This window comes from Sphingomonas sp. GW821-FHT03E12 (assembly GCF_059420685.1).
This window is the reverse complement of sequence record NZ_JBWKUF010000003.1, coordinates 565,119-585,163: the sequence shown is the minus strand read 5'-3', so window position 1 is coordinate 585,163 and position 20,045 is coordinate 565,119. Positions and strand designations below refer to the sequence as shown.

General features: G+C 65.8%; 18 protein-coding genes. 10 read left to right on the top strand and 8 right to left on the bottom strand.

The window, feature by feature from the left end; translation table 11 throughout:
* Nucleotides 1-64: 64 nt before the first annotated feature.
* Together AC07TU_RS12535 and AC07TU_RS12530 are read left to right on the top strand one after the other, a co-directional pair.
* Nucleotides 65-1,660: a long-chain fatty acid--CoA ligase gene (locus AC07TU_RS12535; RefSeq protein ID WP_495188229.1), complete on the top strand. Its 1,596-nt coding sequence runs from the start codon at nucleotides 65-67 to the stop codon at nucleotides 1,658-1,660.
* A 256-nt stretch (nucleotides 1,661-1,916) separates the two neighbouring features.
* Nucleotides 1,917-3,866, top strand: coding sequence for an AAA family ATPase (locus tag AC07TU_RS12530; protein WP_495188228.1), 1,950 nt, complete (start codon nucleotides 1,917-1,919; stop codon nucleotides 3,864-3,866).
* Nucleotides 3,867-3,883: 17 nt separating this feature from the next.
* On the opposite strand, the gene AC07TU_RS12525 is transcribed toward AC07TU_RS12530, so the two are convergent.
* From AC07TU_RS12525 to AC07TU_RS12500, 6 genes are all read right to left on the bottom strand, one after another.
* Nucleotides 3,884-4,420, bottom strand: a complete 537-nt coding sequence (locus AC07TU_RS12525; RefSeq protein WP_495188227.1) for a DUF4199 domain-containing protein — start codon at nucleotides 4,418-4,420, stop codon at nucleotides 3,884-3,886.
* A gap of 101 nt (nucleotides 4,421-4,521) precedes the next feature.
* On the bottom strand, nucleotides 4,522-4,977 hold the full coding sequence (locus AC07TU_RS12520; protein ID WP_495188226.1) for a helix-turn-helix transcriptional regulator: 456 nt from the start codon (nucleotides 4,975-4,977) through the stop codon (nucleotides 4,522-4,524).
* 133 nt (nucleotides 4,978-5,110) lie between these two features.
* Entirely contained in the window at nucleotides 5,111-5,548 is a 438-nt protein-coding gene (locus tag AC07TU_RS12515) for a hypothetical protein (protein WP_495188225.1), read from the bottom strand.
* Between the two features lie 69 nt (nucleotides 5,549-5,617).
* Nucleotides 5,618-6,688, bottom strand: coding sequence for a PA0069 family radical SAM protein (locus AC07TU_RS12510; protein ID WP_495188224.1), 1,071 nt, complete (start codon nucleotides 6,686-6,688; stop codon nucleotides 5,618-5,620).
* A gap of 62 nt (nucleotides 6,689-6,750) precedes the next feature.
* Complete coding sequence (locus tag AC07TU_RS12505) at nucleotides 6,751-7,167, bottom strand: hypothetical protein (RefSeq protein WP_495188223.1); 417 nt, start codon at nucleotides 7,165-7,167, stop codon at nucleotides 6,751-6,753.
* 15 nt (nucleotides 7,168-7,182) lie between these two features.
* Nucleotides 7,183-8,172, bottom strand: a complete 990-nt coding sequence (locus AC07TU_RS12500; RefSeq protein WP_495188222.1) for an alpha/beta hydrolase — start codon at nucleotides 8,170-8,172, stop codon at nucleotides 7,183-7,185.
* A gap of 152 nt (nucleotides 8,173-8,324) precedes the next feature.
* On the opposite strand from AC07TU_RS12500, the gene AC07TU_RS12495 reads away from it, so the two are divergent.
* The 4 genes from AC07TU_RS12495 to AC07TU_RS12480 are packed head-to-tail and all read left to right on the top strand — an operon-like array spanning nucleotide 8,325 to nucleotide 13,542.
* On the top strand, nucleotides 8,325-9,530 hold the full coding sequence (locus tag AC07TU_RS12495; protein WP_495188221.1) for a saccharopine dehydrogenase family protein: 1,206 nt from the start codon (nucleotides 8,325-8,327) through the stop codon (nucleotides 9,528-9,530).
* Nucleotides 9,531-9,567: 37 nt separating this feature from the next.
* The gene (locus tag AC07TU_RS12490; protein WP_495188395.1) at nucleotides 9,568-10,749 is read left to right on the top strand and encodes a carboxynorspermidine decarboxylase; all 1,182 of its coding nucleotides are present in this window, start codon (nucleotides 9,568-9,570) and stop codon (nucleotides 10,747-10,749) included.
* A 28-nt stretch (nucleotides 10,750-10,777) separates the two neighbouring features.
* On the top strand, nucleotides 10,778-12,649 hold the full coding sequence (locus AC07TU_RS12485) for an ABC-F family ATP-binding cassette domain-containing protein (protein WP_495188220.1): 1,872 nt from the start codon (nucleotides 10,778-10,780) through the stop codon (nucleotides 12,647-12,649).
* Nucleotides 12,646-13,542: a histone deacetylase family protein gene (locus AC07TU_RS12480; protein ID WP_495188219.1), complete on the top strand. Its 897-nt coding sequence runs from the start codon at nucleotides 12,646-12,648 to the stop codon at nucleotides 13,540-13,542. Before AC07TU_RS12485 ends, AC07TU_RS12480 begins: the two co-directional genes overlap by 4 nt.
* Here the strand turns inward: AC07TU_RS12480 and AC07TU_RS12475 are convergent.
* Together AC07TU_RS12475 and AC07TU_RS12470 are read right to left on the bottom strand one after the other, a co-directional pair.
* On the bottom strand, nucleotides 13,539-15,410 hold the full coding sequence (locus AC07TU_RS12475; protein ID WP_495188218.1) for a hypothetical protein: 1,872 nt from the start codon (nucleotides 15,408-15,410) through the stop codon (nucleotides 13,539-13,541). The two genes, AC07TU_RS12480 and AC07TU_RS12475, sit on opposite strands and share 4 nt — an antisense overlap.
* Nucleotides 15,403-16,095 (bottom strand): GNAT family N-acetyltransferase, encoded by a 693-nt coding sequence (locus tag AC07TU_RS12470; protein ID WP_495188217.1) that lies wholly within the window; start codon nucleotides 16,093-16,095, stop codon nucleotides 15,403-15,405. The genes AC07TU_RS12475 and AC07TU_RS12470 overlap by 8 nt, the downstream gene beginning before the upstream one ends.
* 202 nt (nucleotides 16,096-16,297) lie before the next feature.
* Between AC07TU_RS12470 and AC07TU_RS12465 the strand changes: the two genes are divergently transcribed.
* From AC07TU_RS12465 to AC07TU_RS12450, 4 genes are read left to right on the top strand one after another with little or no spacing between them, the layout of a single operon-like run.
* Nucleotides 16,298-18,175 (top strand): 2-oxoacid:acceptor oxidoreductase subunit alpha, encoded by a 1,878-nt coding sequence (locus AC07TU_RS12465; protein WP_495188216.1) that lies wholly within the window; start codon nucleotides 16,298-16,300, stop codon nucleotides 18,173-18,175.
* Entirely contained in the window at nucleotides 18,175-18,498 is a 324-nt protein-coding gene (locus tag AC07TU_RS12460) for a DUF6572 domain-containing protein (protein ID WP_495188215.1), read from the top strand. The genes AC07TU_RS12465 and AC07TU_RS12460 overlap by 1 nt, the downstream gene beginning before the upstream one ends.
* 15 nt (nucleotides 18,499-18,513) lie before the next feature.
* Nucleotides 18,514-19,545, top strand: a complete 1,032-nt coding sequence (locus AC07TU_RS12455; RefSeq protein ID WP_495188214.1) for a 2-oxoacid:ferredoxin oxidoreductase subunit beta — start codon at nucleotides 18,514-18,516, stop codon at nucleotides 19,543-19,545.
* Nucleotides 19,545-20,042: a hypothetical protein gene (locus tag AC07TU_RS12450; protein WP_495188213.1), complete on the top strand. Its 498-nt coding sequence runs from the start codon at nucleotides 19,545-19,547 to the stop codon at nucleotides 20,040-20,042. Before AC07TU_RS12455 ends, AC07TU_RS12450 begins: the two co-directional genes overlap by 1 nt.
* Nucleotides 20,043-20,045: the final 3 nt, after the last annotated feature.

The following is a 20,045-nucleotide window of genomic DNA, read 5'->3' as shown; positions in this document are numbered from 1 at the left end:
CGCTCCTTCAAATCCGCAGGATGCCCTTACGGACACGGAAACCCGTGCGGATAAGGAGAGTGTGATGCTGGGCGCGATGCAGGATTTCGAGCTTCGGGTACCGCGGCTGATCGAGCACGCCGAGCGCGAATATGGCGATCGCGAGATTGTGAGCCGCTGGTTCGACGGCAGCGAGACCCGCACCAATTGGGCCGGGGTTGCGCGGGATTCGCGCAAGCTGGCTCAGGCACTTGAACGCATGGGGATCAAGCCCGGTGATCGTGTCGCGACGATGGCGATGAACCACAGCCGTCATCTCGTTGCCTGGCATGGCACGATCGGCATGGGCGGGGTGATCCACACCATCAACCCGCGCCTCTTCGAGGACCAGCTCGCTTTTATCGGCAACCATGCCGAGGATCGCGTGCTGATGTACGACCGGATGTTCCAGCCGATCATCGACAAGATGAAGCCGCAATGGAAGACGATCGAGCACTATATCGTCTTCGATGGCGACGGCCCCGACAGTTTCGAGGCGGTGATCGGCGCCGAGGACGGTGATTACCGCTGGGTCGAGGGCGACGAGCGCGAGCCGTGCATGCTCTGCTATACCAGCGGCACCACCGGCAATCCCAAGGGCGTGCTCTATACGCACCGCTCGTCGGTGATCCACGCGATGGCCGAGATCCAGCCGGCGGTGTTCGACCTGTCGACTCAGTCGGTGGTGTTGCCGGTCGTGCCGATGTTCCATGCCGTAGGCTGGGGTCTGCCTTTCGCCGCGCCGATGGTCGGGGTGAAGCTGGTCATGTCCGCGATCAACGAGGGCAAGGTGCTGTGCGGCCTCATGAACCGCGAGAAGGTGACGCACACTGCGGGCGTACCGACCGTGTGGTTCGCGATGTTCCAGCATATGGACGAGACCGGCGAGGTACCCGAGCATCTCAAGGTCGTGACGATCGGCGGATCGGCGGCGCCGCGCGCGATGATCGAGCGGATCATGAAGATGGGCGTGCGGGTCAACCATGCCTGGGGGATGACCGAGACCTCACCGATCGGAACGATGGGCGCGCCGAGCCCGGATTGGGACGAGCTCGATTTCGATGCGCGGGTCGACAAGATGGTGTTCCAGGGCCGCGCGCCGTTCGGCGTCGAGCTGCGCACGGTCGATGATGATGGCAATCTGCTTCCCCGCGACGGCGAGAGTTCGGGACGGCTGCAGATCCGCGGGCCGTGGATCATCAAGCAATATTTCCAGGATAGGGGCGGCTCTTGCCTGACCCCTGACGGCTGGTTCGATACCGGCGACGTCGCGGTGCTGCATCCCGACGGGATCATGCAGATCACCGATCGCGCCAAGGACGTGATCAAGTCGGGTGGCGAGTGGATCAGCTCGGTAGAGCTGGAGAATGCCGCGGTCGGCTGCCCCGGCGTGGCCGAGGCCGCGGCAATCGGCATCCACCACCCCAAATGGGACGAGCGCCCGCTGCTGCTGGTGGTTCGCAAGCCCGGGAGTGAGGTGACCGCCGATCAGGTCCAGCAGCACCTCGCCAGGCATGTCGCGAAATGGTGGCTGCCCGACGAGATCCACTTCGTCGAGGCGCTGCCGCATACCGCTACCGGCAAGCTGCTCAAGACCGCGCTGCGCGACCAGTATAAGGGGTTCCAGTTCGCGGCCGCGTGACGGCCGCGGACCCCTAACCTTGCGATAGCGCAACGAATCCGCTATTCGCCCGCGCACCCGGATTACGGTCCGGGGCGAACGGAGACATGAATTGCTGGACTTTAACTTCCTATCGGGGTCGAACCCCAGGATCGCCAGCACCCTTCCGTAACGCGCCTGCCCAGGCGCTGCGGGGGTGAAGGCGCCCCTGCGGAAATCCCAGAATTTTTGGACAAGACCCACGGGACCTTTGCGTCTGCCGCGGGCAGGGATGGGTATGTTGCACGAACATGATGTGGCCCGCGCGATGTTGCTGCGGGCCGGGCGGGAGGTGCCGGGCACCTCGCCGCTCGCAAAGGCGATGCTGGGCTGGGCGCGGACGAACGCGCTGTGGCTGTTCGGCGCGCCGGTGAAGACGCTCGGCTGGATCGAGCTCAAGCGGCGCGCGGCGGGGCTCGTCGCGCGGGGCGGGGACGCGCCTGCGCTGGGTCTCAGCGCGCGCCTCGCTGAGGCGCTGTGCCTTGGCGAGGCGGACATGCGCGTGTTGGTCGGTGCGGTCGCGATCGAATTCGGTTCGCGGGTGCGCACGCTCGCCAAGGTGATGCTCGAGCATGAAGCCGATCTCGGCGTGATGCTCGCGGAGGTCGCCGGGATCGAGACGCTGGCCCTGCGCCGCGCTCAGCCGTTGCGCCTCGGCCTGGTGCGCCTGCGCGACCGGCGCGGCGGCGGGGTGGAGATCGAGATCGGCTGGACGCTCGAACGGCTGTTCGACCGGCCCGCGAACGATGCCGACGAACTGCTCGAGATCGTCGTCGGCCCGCGCCAGCAGGCACGGCTCGCGGTGGGCGATTTCGCGGGCCGGGCGCAAGAGGTCGACTTCCTCGTACGCCTGCTGCGCGGGGCGCTCGATCAGCGCGCTACGGGCGTCAATATCCTGATCCACGGGCCGCCCGGAACCGGCAAGACCGAGCTTGCCCGGACGCTCGCGGCCGCGTCCGGCGCGACGCTGTTCAGCGTCGGCGAAGCGGACGAGGACGGCGAGGAACCCAATCGCTGGGAGCGGATGAGCGCGCTTCGCCTCGCCCATCGCATGCTCGCGAGCCGCGACGGTGCGCTGCTGCTGTTCGACGAGATGGAGGACGCGATCGGCGACGCCAGCGTGGCCGAGGGCGGCTGGATGAAGGGCCGGCAGGGATCGAAGCTGTGGATCAACCGGCTGATCGAAACCAATCCGGTTCCGGTGATCTGGACCACCAACGCGGTCGGCAACATCGATCCCGCGATCCTGCGGCGGATGAGCTTCATCCTGCGCCTCGATCCGCCCGCCGGGCGCGGCGCGGCGGCGATGATCGATCGCGTTGCCGAGGAGGAGCGGGTTGCGATGCCCGCGTCGGTCCATGCGCTGGCGCAGGCGGCGCCCGAGACGACCAGCGTCGCGCGCGTTGCGGCGCGGGCAGGGCAACTTGCCGGTGCGCCCGACGATATCGGGCTCGCCGCGGCGTCACTCGTCACCGCGCTGCGGCATGGCGAGCCGGCCCGCGCGGTCGAGGAAGCGATCGACCTCGACCTGTTCGAGGCGGATCGCGACATCCCCGCGCTGTTCGCCGCGATCACCGCTCGCGGTGCGCCCGTCGATGTGTCGCTGCTGCTCACTGGTCCGCCGGGCACGGGCAAGACCGGGCTTGCCACGCATCTTGCGCGCGGGCTGGGGCGGCAGTTGATCGTCAAGCGCGCCTCGGACCTGCTCTCAAAATGGGTTGGCCAGACCGAGGCGAACATCGCCGAGGCGTTTCGTGAGGCGGAGCAGCGCGAAGGGATGCTGTTCTTCGACGAGGTCGATTCGATCCTGTTCGATCGCGGCAACGCCAAAGCGAACTGGGAGGTCAGCCAGGTCAACGAGCTGCTGACCTGGCTCGATCGCCATCCGCTGCCCTTCGTTGCCGCGACCAATCATGGCGGCAAGCTCGACCCCGCGGCGCTGCGGCGCTTCGTGTTCAAGCTCGACCTGGGCCCGTTGGAACCGGCGCGGGCGGCGCGCGCGTTCGAGCGGTTCTTCGCGATGCCGGCGCCGGCCGGGCTCGCGCACATCGCAGGACTGACGCCGGGGGACTTTGCGGTGGTCAAGCGGCAGCTGCGTTTCAGCGGCGGCGATGCCGGCTGGATCCTCGATCGCCTGCGCGACGAGGTGGCGGCCAAGCCCGGCGGGATGGGGCGGATCGGGTTCTGATCCGCCCCGTCCGGGGTCTAGCGCCGCAACGGCATGAAGCGCGGGTTGCGCAGCAGCACGGCCGAGATCAGCGAGACGAGCAGTCCGACCGGGAAGATCTCGCTGAAAGTGATCGGCATGCGGATCAGCGGGTTGGCATAGCTTTTGAGGAAGTCCGCGATCCATGCCTGCAGTTCCGCCAGCTCCGCCGCACTGGCGCCTGCCGCGCGCTTCCGCTCGACCTCGACCGCCATCATCGTCTCGAGATAGCCGGTGCCGTGGATCGCGAGCAGCGCTTCCCAGGTCAGCACATACAGCAATCCCGCGACCGCCGAGATTGCGACCCCAAGGCCGAAGGCGGGCCAGAAGCGGATCGCGCCGCCCAGATCATGGTCGCGTCGCCGCTTGATCGCGACGAACACGGCGCTCAGCGCGATCAGCATGGTGAGGTAGCCGATCACCATGCCCAGCGGGCCGGTCGGCGGATTGTCGCCGAACAGCGTGACGATCAGGAAAAGCTGGATGCCCACCACCACGCCGGCGATGAGGCCATAGGTCAGGATCAGGCGCTGCATGTCATGTCCCCTTATGCGTTCGATGGCGGATTGATCGGTAGCGAACGGAGATGCGGCAATCGCCCAAAGGGGTGATTTGGGCGGTTTCGCCCGAAATCATGTCAGGGCAGCAGGCCGAGTTCGCGGGCCCGCGCCAGCGCATCGGTGCGGCGGCGCGCGCCCAGCTTCTCGAACAGCCGCGCGACATGGGTCTTCACCGTGTTGGGCGAGATGTCGAGGTTGCGCGCGATCTGCTTGTTGGCGTGCCCGGCGGCAAGTTCGCGCAGCACCGTCATCTCACGCTCGCTGATCCCGAGCGATTGCTGAGCCGCCGGATTGCCCTCCGGCCGCGGCTGTGCGGTCGGCCCCATCACCCGCGCGCCGATCAGCAGCCCGAGCGCAAGGAAGCCGCCTGCGACGAGCAACAGGTAGAATTCGGTCGAATGCGCCCGCATCAGCCAGCGATAGTCGAGCCATTGCAGCAGCGCAGTGCCCAGCGCGAGCAGGCCGCCATAGAGCAGCACCTGCCGCCACCAGCCGGATCGGGGAAAGCGCAACGCCCGCATGTCCGCGATCATCGCGCGGGCAGAAGCTACGTGCAACTATGCTGCGAACGCGTGAACGGCTGCGATTGTTAGAGCGGAATGTTTGGAATTGAGTGGGGAACGGTTGCTGCCTTGAGCCACCGTCGAGAGCGGCCGCTACGACTGCTTAATCACAGTGATACGGGAGCACCCCGAGGAAGATCGGATCATCGCTGATTGCGCGCGACACCCGAGAAGGGTCGTAAGCAAAGTCATACTGAACCACGACTCTCCGCGCTTTCTCAATGCCCGCAGCCTGGGCAAGCGCTATTGCCCGGCTTTGGAAGGAGGGGGCGTACGAAATTTGAGAGAGAAGTGAAGTGACATCCGCTGCGTCGGCAGAAGACACCGCCTCTTGGTTGTCTGGATCGTAGTACCCGACACCACACAAATCTTGAAGCGTGTCAGTCTCTGGATTCCCGCCGGGCTTCGCCAAGCTCACCCAAATCGACACGACTCCTTCCCTGTCAAAACCCTGCGAGTAGAAATCTTCCTCGCCTGAGTAATCTCGCAAAGCCATGAAGGTTTCACCCGTCAGAGAATCTCGCCGGGTAATATGTACCATATCCAACCTCGACGCTAAGCGACAGCCATGGGCTCGTTTCCAGCAAGCTCGCCATCTTGAGACTGCTTCCTAGAACAGCTCCCCCTGCGCCCCCGGCGGCGGCCGGAACAGGTCGCGGCGCAGCGGGATATACTCCTTGTCCAGCCCGAAGCGCCGCGCCGCGATCTTGAAGCGGGTGCGCAGCAGCTCCGCCCATGGGCCCTTGCCCCGGAACCGGCTGTGGAAATCGGGATCGTTGTCGCGCCCGCCGCGGATCGACTGGATCGTCGCCATCACTTTCCCCGCGCGATCCGGGAAATGTTCGTCGAGCCATGCACGGAACAGCGGCGCCACCTCATGCGGCAGCCGCACGGGCAGATAGAAGCAGCCCAGCGCCCCGGCCTCCGCCGCGCGCTCCATGATATGCTCGATCTCGTGATCGGTGATCTGCGGGATCACCGGCGAGAGCGAGACATAGGCCGGGATGCCGGCTTCGCGCAGCTTTGCCACCGCCGCCAGCCGCCGCTCGGGATGCGGCGCGCGCGGCTCGACCGTGCGGGCGATCTTCGGATCGAGCGAGGTGACGGACACCATCACCGCCGCCAGTCCGCGCTCCGCCATCGGGGCGAGCAGATCGATGTCGCGCGTCACCCGGTCTGACTTGGTGGTGATGGTGATCGGGTGATCGCATTCCGCCAGCACCTCGATGCAGCCGCGCGTGATCCGCCACTCGGCCTCAATCGGCTGATAGGGGTCGGTGTTGGTCCCGAACGCGATCGGCTGGCAGACATAGCCGCGCTTGCCCAGCGCCGCGCGCAGCAGGGCAGGGGCGTCGGGCTTGGCGAAGAGCTTCGTCTCGAAATCCAGCCCCGGCGACAGGTCGAGATAGGCGTGGGTCGGCCGCGCAAAGCAGTAGATGCAGCCATGCTCGCACCCGCGATAGGGGTTCACCGACCGGTCGAAGGCGATGTCCGGCGACTGGTTGCGCGTCAGGACCGTCTTTGCCTTGTCGATCGCGACAGTCGTGCGCAGCCGGGGCGGTTCCCCGTCGATCCCCTCGCGCGCGTCCAGCCAGTCGCCATCGGCCTCCCGCGCGGGCAGGTTGAAGCGGGCGCTTTCGCGATTATGCGTGGCCCCGCGCACGGGGCGGGTCTTAGCCATAAGCGAACGCTAGGCTCGTGAACGGAACATTTCAAGAACAAATGACCTCGCGGAATGAGGCGCTAAATTGCGAAGGCAGCCACTCCCGTGACATGAAACATGTTCGGACACGGTGGTTTGTTCCGGGCAAGAGGGTCGCCAACAAAGCCCAGGCATTTCAGCCGCAGGTCGACCGGATGACGGTTCTCCTTTTGCTCGAACAGGCGCTCCTTGAGCGTCGGGCGGAGAGGTTCGGCTTCCTGTGCATGATGGCAAACCGCGACCAGGTCGAGTTGACTAAGCCAACGGCATTCAGGGTTGGAGCAGCAGGAGAGGTCTTCGGCATGGCGTGCCGATACCCAGTCAATGATGACCCCACGAGCGAAATCGGGGAAGTCGTCGGCGTTTGTATTGATCTTCAGATCAAGGCGGACGAGGCCGGGAAACAAGCGCCGCATCTCCTCGCGTGACTGGGCCGCGAAAACCTCATCCATCGCCATCGCAACCTCCCGGGGCTATTTCACATGCGTTGCGGTCCACGCCGCATACCAGTCCATCCACTTCGCCGCGGGGTTGGTCTTGGGCAGGCTCGCCGCGCCGAAGCCATGGCCGCCGCGCTCGATGAAATGCGCCTCGACCGGCACCTTGTGGCGCCGCGCCGCCTCCATCAGGCCGATGCTCTGCGAGACGGGGACCGTCTCGTCGTCCATCGCGTGGAGCAGGAACAGCGGTGGCAACGCCGCGCTCGCTCGTGTAATCAGGTCGAACCGCGCGGCCGCGCCCGGCGCCGGGTTGGGGCCGAGCAGATTGGGGCCTGACCGGGCGTTGGGCCCGACGGTCGCGAATTGCGTGACCGGATAGATCAGCCCCGAATAGGCGGGCCGCGCCGACAGCCGGTCGGCGGCATCGATCGGGCGATAGACCGGATCGTCATGTCCCACGGTCAGCGTGCCGCCCAGATGTCCGCCGGCGGAAAAGCCGCAAATGCCGAGCTTCGCCGGATCGATGCCGAACTGCGCCGCGCGCGAGCGGATCAGCCGCATCGCGCGCTGCGCGTCCTGCAGCGGCACGTCGCTGCGGTTGAGCCAGCCTTCGGGCGGCAGGCGATAGGCGAGGACGAAGACGGTGATGCCCAGCGGGTTGAGCGCGCGGGCGACGTTGATCCCCTCATTGACCAGGCTGACGATGCCATAGCCGCCGCCCGGAATGACCAAAGCGGCGCGCCCGTCAGGGCGGGCCGCACGGAATACGCCGACATAGGGGTTGCGGATGCCCTTCTCCCATCGCTGCGGCGTGCCGGGCGGGAGCGGGACGGGGAAGCTGGATGGGGCGAACCCCGGCGGGGCACCGGGCGGCAGGCTGGGCCACAGCATGAAATACTCGTGCGGCGGCCAGGGTGGGGTAGGGGCGAAGACCTTGGGCCGGCTCTGCGCGCTCGCCGGTCCTGCGAATCCCAGCGCCGCTGCGCCCCCGATAAATGCCCTGCGGCCGATCGTCGTTACCATGTCACAATGCTAGGGCGGATTGTCGTTCGGGTTCAATCCTCTCCTTGGCGGGCCGGATTGATTGCAGCTGCTACCATCGCCCTTTGCATCCGGGGCGCTGCTCAAATATGGGGGCGCCATTCCCCATGGGGCATTAGAAGGAAGGACAAGGCGTGAAGGACGTTCTCGTAATCGGCGCAGGCGGCGTTTCGTCGGTCGCAGTGCACAAGATGGCGAAGAACCCGGATCTGTTCGGGAAGATCACGCTCGCCAGCCGCCGCAAGTTCAAGTGCGATGCGATCGCCGAATCGGTGAAGGCGCGCTTCGGCGTCACCATCGACACGGCCGAGGTCGACGCCGACGATGTCGCGGCGACGAGCAAGCTGATCGAGGCAGTGAAGCCCAATCTGCTGGTCAATCTGGCGCTGCCCTATCAGGACCTCAACCTGATGGACGCGTGCCTCAACACCGGCACCGACTATCTCGACACGGCCAATTACGAGCCGCGCGACGAGGCGCGGTTCCATTATGGCTGGCAGTGGGATTATCAGGAGCGCTTCAAGTCGGCTGGCCTGATGGCGCTGCTCGGCTCGGGCTTCGATCCGGGCGTCACCTCGGTCTTCGCGACGTACATCAAGAAGCACCTGCTCGACAGCATCCGCACGCTCGACATCCTCGACTGCAATGGCGGCGATCACGGCCAGCATTTCGCGACCAACTTCAACCCCGAGATCAATATTCGCGAGATCACCGCGCCCACGCGGCACTGGGAGAATGGCGACTGGGTTGAGACCCCGGCGCTGTCGTCGCGTCAGGTGTTCGAATTCGATCAGGTCGGCGCCAAGAACATGTACCTCATGTACCATGAGGAGCTGGAGAGCCTGGTCAAGTTCATCCCCGAGATCGAGCGCGCGCGCTTCTGGATGACCTTCGGTGAGCAGTATCTCACGCACCTGCGCGTGCTGCAGAATGTCGGCCTGACCTCGATCGAGCCGATCATCTACGAGGGCCGCGAGATCGTCCCGCTCCAGTTCCTCAAGGCCGTGCTGCCCGAGCCGTCGACGCTCGGCACCACCACTAAGGGCAAGACCAACATCGGCGATATCGCGACCGGGACGAAGGACGGCGAAGAGAAGACTTTCTACGTCTACAATGTCTGCGATCACGAAGACGCGTTCGAGGAGACCGGCAACCAGGCGGTGAGCTACACCACCGGCGTTCCGGCGATGATCGGCGCGGCGCTGATGCTGAACGGCACCTGGAAGGGTGAGGGCGTGTTCAACATGGAGCAGTTCGATCCCGATCCCTTCATGGACATGCTCAACCAGCACGGCCTGCCCTGGCAGGTCCATGAGCTCGCCGAACCGCTGAAGTTCTGATCGAATGAGCACGGACACGCGCGCAGCCCCGCCGGTCATGTCGACCAAGGCCGGCGATCCGGGTGCTTTCTCCCGGTTCGACCTGTCGCGCGTGCCGTCGCCCTGCTTCGTCGTCGATGCGGCGGCGGTCGAGCGCAACCTCGCGACCATCGCCGATGTCCGCGACCGCGCGGGGGTGAAGATCCTGCTCGCGCTCAAGGCCTTCTCGATGTGGTCGCTCGGCGATCTCGTCGGCAAATATCTCGATGGCGTCGCGACGTCGGGCCTTCACGAAGCCAAGCTCGCCGCCGATCACTATCACGGCGAAATCGCGACCTATTGCTCGGGCTACAAGGCCGCGGACATGGCGGAGGTCTGCCGGATCTCCGACCACGTGATCTTCAACACCCCCAGCCAGCACGCAGCCATGAAGGGTGAGCTCGCCGCGGCCCGTGCGCGTGGCGAGACCTTCGACGTCGGTCTGCGCCTCAACCCGATGCATTCGGAGGGCGAGGTCCAGAAATACGACCCCGCCCAGCCGCACAGCCGCCTCGGCTTTCCCGCCGACCAGCTTCGCCCCGAGCATTTCGAGGGCGTCGACGGCATCCATGTCCATTCGCTGTGCGAGCAGGATTTCCCGCCGCTGCGCCGCACCTGGGAAGCACTGCGCCCGCGTCTCGCGCCGTATCTCGGCCAGCTCAAATGGCTCAACTTCGGCGGCGGCCACCACATCACCCGCGCCGACTATCAGCGCGACGACCTCGTCGCCTTTCTCCAGGAAGTCCGCGCCGAAACCGGCCTTGAGGTGATCCTCGAGCCGGGCGAGGCGATCGCGCTCGACACCGGCATCCTCGTCGGCGAGTTTGTCGATATCTTCGACAACGGCATGCCGATCGGCGTGGTTGATATCTCCGCCACCTGCCACATGCCCGATGTGATCGAGGCGCCGTATCGTCCGGCGATGCTGGGGGAGGCCAAAGGAGACGATGCCGACGTGCTGGTCCGCCTCGGCGGCCCGTCGTGCCTCGCCGGCGACATCCTCGGCGATTTCCGCTTTCCCGAGCGTCCGGTGCCCGGCCAGCGCTTCGCCTTTCTCGATCAGGCGCATTACTCGATGGTCAAGACCACGACCTTCAACGGCGTGCCCTTGCCCACCATCGCGCTGTGGGACAGCCGCAGCGACGATCTGCGCATCGTGAAGTCGTTCGGCTACGCGGATTTCGAGGGCCGGTTGTCCTGAGGCACCCGGCGGTGCTAGGCGCCCCGCCATGCTGAACCTTTCTGCCATTACCGTCCGCCTCGGCGGTCGCGTCATCATCGACCGCGCCAGTGCCGCGCTGCCCCCGCGCGGGCGTATCGGGCTGGTCGGGCGCAACGGCGCGGGCAAATCGACTCTGGTCAAGGTGATCGCTGGCCAGATCGACCCGGACGAGGGCAGCGCCGACATGCCGCGCGGCGCGCGCATCGGCTATGTCGCGCAGGAAGCGCCCGCCGGAAAGACCACCCCGTTCGAGGCCGTGCTCGCCGCCGACATCGAACGCGCCGCGTTGATGGAGGAGGCCGAGGGTCTCGAAGATCCCGATCGCCTGGGGGAGATCCACGAACGCCTCGGCGCGATCGACGCCTATTCGGCGCCGTCTCGCGCCTCGCGCATCCTCGTCGGCCTCGGCTTCGACGAGGACGCGCAGCACCGCCCGCTCGACAGCTTCTCGGGCGGCTGGCGCATGCGCGTCGCGCTCGCCGCGCTGTTGTTCAGCCAGCCCGACCTGCTGCTCCTCGACGAGCCGTCGAACCATCTCGATCTCGAAGCGGTGCTGTGGCTGGAGGACTTCCTCCAGAGCTATCCGGCGACGATCGTCATCGTCAGCCACGAGCGCGATTTCCTCAACAACGTCGTGGACCACATCCTCCACCTCGATCGCGGCAAGCTCACCCTCTACCCGGGCGGCTATGACAGCTTCGAGCGCCAGCGCGCCGAGCGTCAGGCGCAGCAGGCCGCCGCGCGTGAGAAGCAGCTGGCCGAGCGCGCCAAGCTCCAGGACTATGTCGCGCGCAACTCCGCCCGCGCCTCGACCGCCAAGCAGGCGCAGTCGCGCGCCAAGGCGCTCGCCAGGATGCAGCCGATCGCCGCAGTGGTCGACGATCCCACGCTGGCGTTCGGCTTCCCCGATCCCGATCCGCTGCGCCCGCCGCTGATCACGCTCGATCACGCCAGCGTCGGCTATGACGGCAAGCCGATCCTTCAGCGCCTGAACCTGCGCATCGACCCGGACGATCGCATCGCGCTGCTCGGCCGCAACGGCAACGGCAAGACCACGCTTGCGCGCCTGCTCGCCGCCCAGCTCACCCCGATCGACGGCGACAAGGCCGCCTCGGCCAAGATGCGCGTCGGCTATTTCACCCAGTATCAGGTGGAGGAGCTGCACAGCGACGACACGCCGTTCGATCACATGCAGCGGCTGATGGAAGGTGAGAAGCCGTCCTTCGTCCGCGCTCAGCTCGGCCGCTTCGGCTTTGCCGGCGACAAGGCGATGACCAAGGTCGGCAAGCTGTCGGGCGGTGAGCGCGCTCGCCTCGCGCTGGCATTGATCACCCGCGACGCGCCGCACATGCTGATCCTCGACGAGCCGACCAACCACCTCGACGTCGATTCGCGTGAAGCGCTGATCCAGGCGCTGACCGCCTATACCGGCGCGGTGGTGATCGTCAGCCACGACCGCCACATGATCGAGATGACCGCCGACCGGCTCGTGCTGGTCGATCAGGGCACCGCAAAGCCGTTCGAGGGCAATCTCGACGACTATATCGCCTTCGTGCTGGCCAAGGAGCCCAAGGGCGCTTCGACGGCGGAGGCCAAGGCCAACCGCAAGGACGCGCGTCGCGAGGCGGCCGAGGCACGCGAGAAGGGCAATGCCCTGCGCAAATCGGCCAAGGCGGCAGAGGCCGAGATGGCCAAGCTCGGCGAGAAGCTCAGCGCGATCGACCGCGCGATGTTCGATCCCGCCAGCGCCGCGCCCGACCTCGCCAAGCTCACCATGACCGAGCTGATGAAGCAGCGCGGCGCCGTGGCGAAGGCGATCGAGGCCGCTGAAGCCGCGTGGGTGGAGGCGAGCGAGGCGCTGGAGGCATTGGCGGCGTGAACAGGCGGCCGGTCCCGGTCGTCCACCACCCGCTCTACGTCGCCCCCGCGCCTGCGCGCAGCCAGTATCAGTGGAACAAGAACGGGCTGGTTCGCGACCTGCTGCGCGACAGCGGCGCGGACCTCGACTGGCATGAGCCGGAGCCGATGCCGCGCGCGTGGATCGAGGCAGTGCACGACCCCGACTATGTCGCCGAGGTGATCGAGATACGGGTTCCGCACGAGAAGGAGCGGCGCATCGGATTTCCGGTGACCGAGGCGGTGGCGCTGCGTTCGGTCGCGGTGCCGGGCGGCACCTATCTCGCGGCGAAGCTGGCGCAGCGGCACGGTTTTGCGGCGAATACTGCGGGCGGGAGCCATCACGCGCTGCACGATACCGGCGCGGGCTATTGCGTGTTCAACGACCTGGCCATCGCCGCCAACCGGCTGGCGGCGGAGGGCGAGCGCGTACTGATCGTCGATTGCGACGTGCATCAGGGCGACGGCACCGCAGCGCTGATGGCGGGGCGGAGCGACGTGGCGACCTATTCGATCCATGCCGAGAAGAATTTTCCGGTGCGCAAGGCGCGTTCGACGCTGGATGTGGCCCTGCCCGACGGCACGGATGATGTGGCGTACATGGATGCGCTGACGACGAGCCTGCCGGCGCTGGTCGAGGATTTTGCGCCGACGCTGATTCTGTATCAGGCCGGAGTCGATCCGTGGGAGGGAGACCGGCTCGGCCGGCTGAAGCTCAGCCGCGAAGGACTGGTGGTACGCGACAAATGGATCGCCGCGCTGGCGAGGGTGCGAGGGCTGCCGCTCGCGAGCGCGCTGGGCGGCGGATATGGCGTCGATGCGATGGAGGTTTCAGCGCGGCACGTCGCGTCGATCCTGGCGCTGGGCGGTGCCTAGCGCTGGCGCGTGATACGCCTGCCGCTCCGCCAATGTGCCAGGAACCACCATAGCAGCGCGCCGAGCAGCACGACCGAGGTGCCGATGAACCAGCCCTTGTGAATCCCCGTCACGCCCAGCGTTTCGAGGAATTCCTTCACGCTCTTCGGAATGCCGATTACACCGACGATTGCGAGCAGGAGCAGCAGGCCGTTGGTCCGGCGCGAGGCATAGGCCGATTTGAGGTTTGCCACATCTTCGACCAGCGATTCCATGCGATCGATGGTGTTGTGCGCGCGATCGAACCGGGTTCCGGTTGCCATCGCTTTCTGGATCGCTTCAAGTGCACCGCGTTCCTTGGGATAACGGAAGATGTTGCCCGAGCGATGCACGCTGCTCCACCGGAACAGCTCAAGCCGCTGGTGGAGATTGGCCTGCAGGATGGCCTCCTGCCCGCCGAACATCGCCTTTGCGTGGATCAGGATGCGGTGCACATCCGACATCGGGTAGGAACGCGTGCGCTGATCTCCATGCGCGCCCGGGCGATAGATCAGGTCGTCGATCACGCGTTCCATCCTGGCGACCACCAGTTCGTCGTGCAGCGAGACGACGAACATCAGCAGCAGATAGGGACAGGTGCCGATCGCCGGGCGCGCCGCGTTGAACGAACGCCAGCTCTTTGCGACCTCGAGCACGAACCGGGGATGGGTGTAGATCGCGGATTCGACGGACATGAATGCCGGGCGGGTCGAGTCATGGACCTCCGATTCGTCCTGATAGGGGAAGTCGGGGATGCCCTGCGCCAGGCCGGCGAATACCAGAAAGTCGCGGTCGAACGCATTGTCCGGATTGTCGTGCGTGCGGCGCCCTTCGCGTGGGGGGGTATTGCCGAACATTCCTTCCCATCGGCCGCGTACATCCTCGATTTCCTGATCATGCGCGATCCAGCCCATCCGGCTGGCAGCCGCCTGATCGGGCGGGAGGAACTTGCGGTTCACGCGATCGGCCGTGTCGAGCAGGGTGTCGCTTTCGATCCCGATCGCAAGGCGCTGAAGCGAAGCCGCTGTCAGTGGCCGGCGGCCATAGTCGCTGCCGATCATGTCGCGTGCGCGCATCACATCGGCGACCCCGTTGGGGCGGGCGGCGTTCTTCGCCTCCAGCTCCTGCAGCCGCTGCTCGGCAAGTCCGATGAGCGAGAGAAAGCCGGTCGTATCCGCCGGGCGTTCCTTGTCACGGCAGAAGGCGAGATAGCCTGCGTCGTCGGCGTAATCGTCCGGATTCAGCGCGAGCTGCTGGAGCTGGAGGATCGTGTATTCGTCGATCGGCAGGCGCTGCGTGTTGCATGCCATGTCGGGATCGGCCGCGTCGCTTTCTCCTTTGCGCGTGGCCTCGTCGCCGGGTGCCTGCTGGGTCAGCGTGAGCAGATAGAAGATTCGCCCGCTTTCGAACGCAGCGAAGCTGTCGCGCAGCCGGAAGTGGTGAAAACGTTGCGTTGCCTCGACCGCGAGCTCGCTGACCTCATTCTCGTATTCGTACCGCCAGGTTTCCGGGCGGCAGAGCCAGACGCTCCGGCTCCGGGCATTGGGCCGCGCGCCCGATGCGGCGAACAGCGCCGGGCGCCCATTGGTGCCCGCCGGCCCCATGGTGACGTCGTCGAGGAACGAGCGGATCGGCTGGACCAGCGTCTTGAACGCCTCGTGCTCCTGTTCCGTGCCTTCGCGGCTGCGGCTCATCGCCTTGCTGATTCTGCGGAGCCGGAAGGCGCGTTCGACCGGATTTCCGGTCTCGCCGAGATAGGTCAGCTCGAACGCGAAGGTGAAGGCGGGATCGAGATCCCGGAAGGCCGGGGTCTCGAAAAAGAGACGATCGGGCGGCTGCGCCTCAGCCACGGCCGCTTGCGGGCAGGGGTTTGACCGCGAGCATGCCCGTGTCGGCGAGCCATGACGCCATCGCCCTGGTATCCTCGAACGCATCGAGCCGCGTGCCCAGCGCGCGCGCCAGTTCGTCGAGCAGTGCAAGGATGGTCGCGGCCGGCACGCGATCGGGGCCGCCGAACAGCATCAAATGGAGGCGGTGGGGCAGCGTGTCGGCCCGCAAGGGCGGCATGACATAGTCGAACTCGACCCAGCGTGCGCCCATGCCGGCGAGTTGGCGCTGGCGCAGGACGGTTGCGGTGCGCTCGGCTTCGTCCCGTGCATCCTCAAGCCGTTCGGTCTCTGCGAACATCAGCGTTGCGGCCGACCCCATCCGGTCGAGCGCCGTACGCGCCTCCGCGATCAGCCGCTTGCCGAGTCCCTGACCGCGGCGATTGGCATCGACCGAGATATAGGTGAGTAGGCCGGCGTCCGCCCCGCGGTAGAGCTCGATCGTGACGCCGCCGGCGACATCGCCCGTGGAATCGACGAGCAGCAGAACTTCGATCAGCGGCTGGGGCGGCGGCGGGTAGGGATCGGCGTCGAGCAAGCCGCGCCAATAGGCAGGGTCCTCACGAATCTCGGCGTCGGGGAAGGCAGGGCTATAGACCTGGACCTCGTAACGCCGCAGCAGTTCGGCGCGCGTTGCAGAGTCCACCATCGAGAGGCGCACCGCCTGCAACTTTGGTCTGTCCAAACGATCCGCCAAGACCGGCCCCCTTCGCTACAGCGGGTAGCACCGGTTCGGGACGCCGCCTAGATGCCCGCAAAAGAAGCGGTTGCAACCGCCTCCCATCATTCTACCTTCTGTCATGACCACCCCGAGGCGTAGAGGGTGGATAGACATTGCAGGAAGAGACTGAATGGCCACAGCCGTCCATCAGGTCACGCCCGAAGAGGCTTCCGCTAATCCGCCCCCCGAAGCGGTCGTCGTCCGCTTCGCCGGAGATTCGGGCGATGGCATGCAGCTTACCGGTGGCCAGTTCACGCTTTCGACCGCGCTGGCGGGCAACGACCTCGCCACTTTCCCCGATTTCCCCGCCGAGATCCGCGCCCCGCAGGGCACGTTGTTCGGGGTCTCCGCCTTCCAGATCAATTTCGGTTCGGCCGCGATCGAGACTGCCGGCGACGCGCCGGACGTGTTGGTCGCGATGAACCCCGCGGCGCTCAAGACCAATGTCGGCGACCTGAAGCCCGGCGGCCTGATCATCGCGGACGAGGGCGAGTTCAACAAACGCAACCTCGAAAAGGCCAAATACGCCGACAATCCGCTCGAGGATGGCAGCCTCGCCAAATGGCAGCTGCTCAAGCTCAACATTTCGCAGCTCACCCTCGATGCCGTGAAGCCCTTCGGCCTCGGCAACAAGGAGGCGCTGCGTTGCAAGAACATGTGGACGCTGGGTCTCGCGCTCTGGATGTTCGACCGCGAGCGTGGGCCGCTGATCGACTGGCTCAAGACCAAATTCGCCAAGGCGCCTGAACTGGCTGAAGCCAACATCGCCGCGCTCAACGCCGGCCATGCCTATGGCGAGACCGCCGAACTCGGCGCGCAGGGGGTAGGGCAGCTCCACGTCCCCGCCGCGCCGGTCGAGCCCGGCCTGTATCGCACCGTCACCGGCGCGGATTCGATCAGCCTCGGCCTCGTCGCGGGCGCGCAGCTCGCCGGGCTCAAGCTCTTCTATGGCGGCTATCCGATCACCCCGGCCTCGGCGATCCTCCACCATCTCGCGCGCCTCAAGGAATTCGGTGTCACCACCTTCCAGGCGGAGGATGAGATCGCGGCGGTCGCCTCGGCGCTCGGCGCTGCCTATGCGGGCAGTCTTGGCGTCACCTGCTCCTCCGGCCCCGGAATCGCGCTCAAGACCGAGGCGATCGGCCTTGCGATCATGACCGAATTGCCGCTGGTGATCGTCAACGCCCAGCGCGGCGGTCCTTCGACTGGTCTGCCGACCAAGACCGAGCAGTCGGACCTGTATCAGGCGGTCTATGGCCGCAACGGCGACGCCCCGGTTCCGGTGATCGCGACTCGCTCGGCCGCCGATTGCTTCGACTGCGCGATCGAGGCGGTGCGGATCGCCACCCAATATATGACGCCCGTGATGCTGCTCACCGACGGCTACCTCCAGAACGCGGCCGAGCCGTGGAAGGTGCCGGACATGAGCGACTACAAGCCGTTCCCGGTCGAGTTCCACACCGAGCTTCCGGCGGAGGGCGAAAAGTTCCTGCCCTATGCCCGTGACGACAAGCTCAAGCGCCCGTGGGTCAAGCCGGGCACGCCGGGCTTGCTCCACCGCATCGGCGGGATCGAGAAGGCGCTGGGCACCGGCAACATCGACTATGCCCCCGACACCCATCAGGCGATGACCAACATCCGCAGGGACAAGGTCAACGGCATCGCGGTGCCCGATCAGGAGCTCGAGCAAGGCGAGGCCGGCGGCAAGCTGGTGGTCGTGGGCTGGGGATCGACCTATGGCCCGATCACTCAGGCCGTGCGCCGCGCCCGCCGCAAGGGGCTCGACGTCAGCCATATCCATATCCGTCACATCTGGCCGATGCCGAAGAATCTTGGCGATCTGCTAAAGGGTTACGAACGTATCCTTGTACCCGAAATGAACACCGGCCAGCTCAAGACGGTGCTGCGCGACCAGTTCCTCGTCGATGCCCGCCCGCTCAACAAGGTCAGCGGCCAACCCTTCCGCATCCATGAGATCGAAGCCGCGATCGAGGAGGCATTGGCCTAATGGCGGTCGATGATCCCAATGTAGTGGACGGTTTGGGAACCGACAAAGTGACCGGGGAAACCGTGCTCACAATATCAGACCATCTAGATTGGTCTGATGAGCATGCTCACCTTGAAGCTCTCCAAGCCAAGCTCAACGCCTATCTGGAGTTTGTGGGGAGCGAGCAGGTTTTCGAACATGCGCCGCGAGCACCTGTCCGGATTGACGTCATTGGAAAGTTCCTCGCGCCTGAAGGTGTTCGTTGGTTTTTCGAGAAGGTCGATGATGTAGCCGAGCAGAGCGGCATCACATTCAGTTATCGACAGCTACCGGCTGGCTACTAGCCGAAGGACGATAAGATGAACGAGATCACCACCATCAAGCCCTCGACGCCCAAGGATTGGGAGACCGATCAGGAGGTCCGCTGGTGTCCGGGCTGCGGCGACTATGCGATCCTCAAGGCGGTTCAGCGGACGATGCCTGAGATCGGCGCGACGCCGGAGAACACCGTGTTCATCAGCGGCATCGGCTGCTCGTCGCGCTTCCCTTATTATATGGAAACCTATGGCTTCCACACCATCCACGGCCGCGCGCCGGCGGTGGCGACCGGGGTCAAGCTCGCCAATCCCGATCTCGACGTGTGGATCATCACCGGCGACGGCGATGGCCTGTCGATCGGCGGCAACCATACGATGCACCTGCTGCGGCGGAACCTGAACTGCCAGGTCCTGCTGTTCAACAACGAGATCTACGGCCTGACCAAGGGCCAATATTCCCCGACCAGCCGCGAGGGGACGCGTTCGCCCTCGACACCCTTCGGTTCGGTCGATCACCCGGCCAAGCCCTGCGCCTATGCGCTCGGCAGCGGCGCGCGCTTCATCGCCCGCGGGATCGACGTCCACAAGAATTTGCCGTCGGTGCTCAAGGCTGCCCACGCCCATCAGGGCGCGGCGTTCGTCGAGATCTTCCAGAACTGCATCGTCTACAATGCCGATGTCTTTGCGCCCTTCACCGAGAAGGCCAACGCCGGGCATCAGCTCTGGTTGGAGCACGGCCAGCCGATGGTGTTTGCGAGCGGGACCAGGGGGATCGCGCTCGATACCGAACGGCTGACGCTCAAGGTCGTCGATGTGGTGGAAGGTGACTGGCAGAGCGCCGGGGTGATCGTCCACAACGTCACCAACCGCGCCATCGCACATATGCTGGTCGAGATGCCCTTTGGCCCGTTCCCGATGGCGCTGGGTGTCCTCTACGACGATCCTGCACCGACCTTCGAGAGCGCGGTGGTGGCGCAGAATGCCGCGGCGAGCGAAGGCAAGGTGGCGGATCTCCAGAAGCTGGTCAGCAAGGGGCAGACCTGGATGGTCGACAAGGAGCCCCACGCGATCTGATGCCGGCCGGCGCTCTCCCGGCGGTGGCGATGCTGTTTGCCGCCCCGAGTGCGGAGCCCACGCCGGAGTTTGCCGTGATGGTCGTCGAGTTTCGCGAAGTCGCGAAGTTCGCGGGCTTTCCCAGAACTTGTCCCGGCACTGCCCCCGGCGAAGCCAGTGAGGACGATCTCTGCATCGCCGAACTCTATGATGTGCCGGTCCGGACGGTACGCCGGATTTCGGGATCGCCGAAGGTAACGGGCCGGATGCTCCGCTACACCGCGCACAACCTCTATGGTCCTGCAGGCAGGCGGCTGCTGGTACAGGCATTTTTGTGGAAGCGCGAATGGCTGGTCGCGGGCTGGTGGGCCATTCCCGATGAACGCGGCGAGGTATGCCTCGACGCGCAGGATGCCGAAAACCTTCAGATCAAGGCACGATGGTCGCGCTGGCGTGAGCGGGTGACGATCGGCAAAGGGGATGGCAAGTCCTATTCGAGCCGGTGTCTGCGACTATAGCCG

Coding starts and splice junctions, on each gene's coding strand:
- AC07TU_RS12470 (WP_495188217.1), bottom strand. CDS start 16,095: ATGGTGGACTCTGCAACGCGCGCCGAACTGCTGCGGCGTTACGAGGTC.
- AC07TU_RS12505 (WP_495188223.1), bottom strand. CDS start 7,167: ATGGCGATGGATGAGGTTTTCGCGGCCCAGTCACGCGAGGAGATGCGG.
- AC07TU_RS12500 (WP_495188222.1), bottom strand. CDS start 8,172: ATGGTAACGACGATCGGCCGCAGGGCATTTATCGGGGGCGCAGCGGCG.
- AC07TU_RS12490 (WP_495188395.1), top strand. CDS start 9,568: ATGTCGACCAAGGCCGGCGATCCGGGTGCTTTCTCCCGGTTCGACCTG.
- AC07TU_RS12485 (WP_495188220.1), top strand. CDS start 10,778: ATGCTGAACCTTTCTGCCATTACCGTCCGCCTCGGCGGTCGCGTCATC.
- AC07TU_RS12465 (WP_495188216.1), top strand. CDS start 16,298: ATGGCCACAGCCGTCCATCAGGTCACGCCCGAAGAGGCTTCCGCTAAT.
- AC07TU_RS12510 (WP_495188224.1), bottom strand. CDS start 6,688: ATGGCTAAGACCCGCCCCGTGCGCGGGGCCACGCATAATCGCGAAAGC.
- AC07TU_RS12530 (WP_495188228.1), top strand. CDS start 1,917: ATGTTGCACGAACATGATGTGGCCCGCGCGATGTTGCTGCGGGCCGGG.
- AC07TU_RS12520 (WP_495188226.1), bottom strand. CDS start 4,977: ATGATCGCGGACATGCGGGCGTTGCGCTTTCCCCGATCCGGCTGGTGG.
- AC07TU_RS12455 (WP_495188214.1), top strand. CDS start 18,514: ATGAACGAGATCACCACCATCAAGCCCTCGACGCCCAAGGATTGGGAG.
- AC07TU_RS12450 (WP_495188213.1), top strand. CDS start 19,545: ATGCCGGCCGGCGCTCTCCCGGCGGTGGCGATGCTGTTTGCCGCCCCG.
- AC07TU_RS12535 (WP_495188229.1), top strand. CDS start 65: ATGCTGGGCGCGATGCAGGATTTCGAGCTTCGGGTACCGCGGCTGATC.
- AC07TU_RS12515 (WP_495188225.1), bottom strand. CDS start 5,548: ATGGTACATATTACCCGGCGAGATTCTCTGACGGGTGAAACCTTCATG.
- AC07TU_RS12525 (WP_495188227.1), bottom strand. CDS start 4,420: ATGCAGCGCCTGATCCTGACCTATGGCCTCATCGCCGGCGTGGTGGTG.
- AC07TU_RS12460 (WP_495188215.1), top strand. CDS start 18,175: ATGGCGGTCGATGATCCCAATGTAGTGGACGGTTTGGGAACCGACAAA.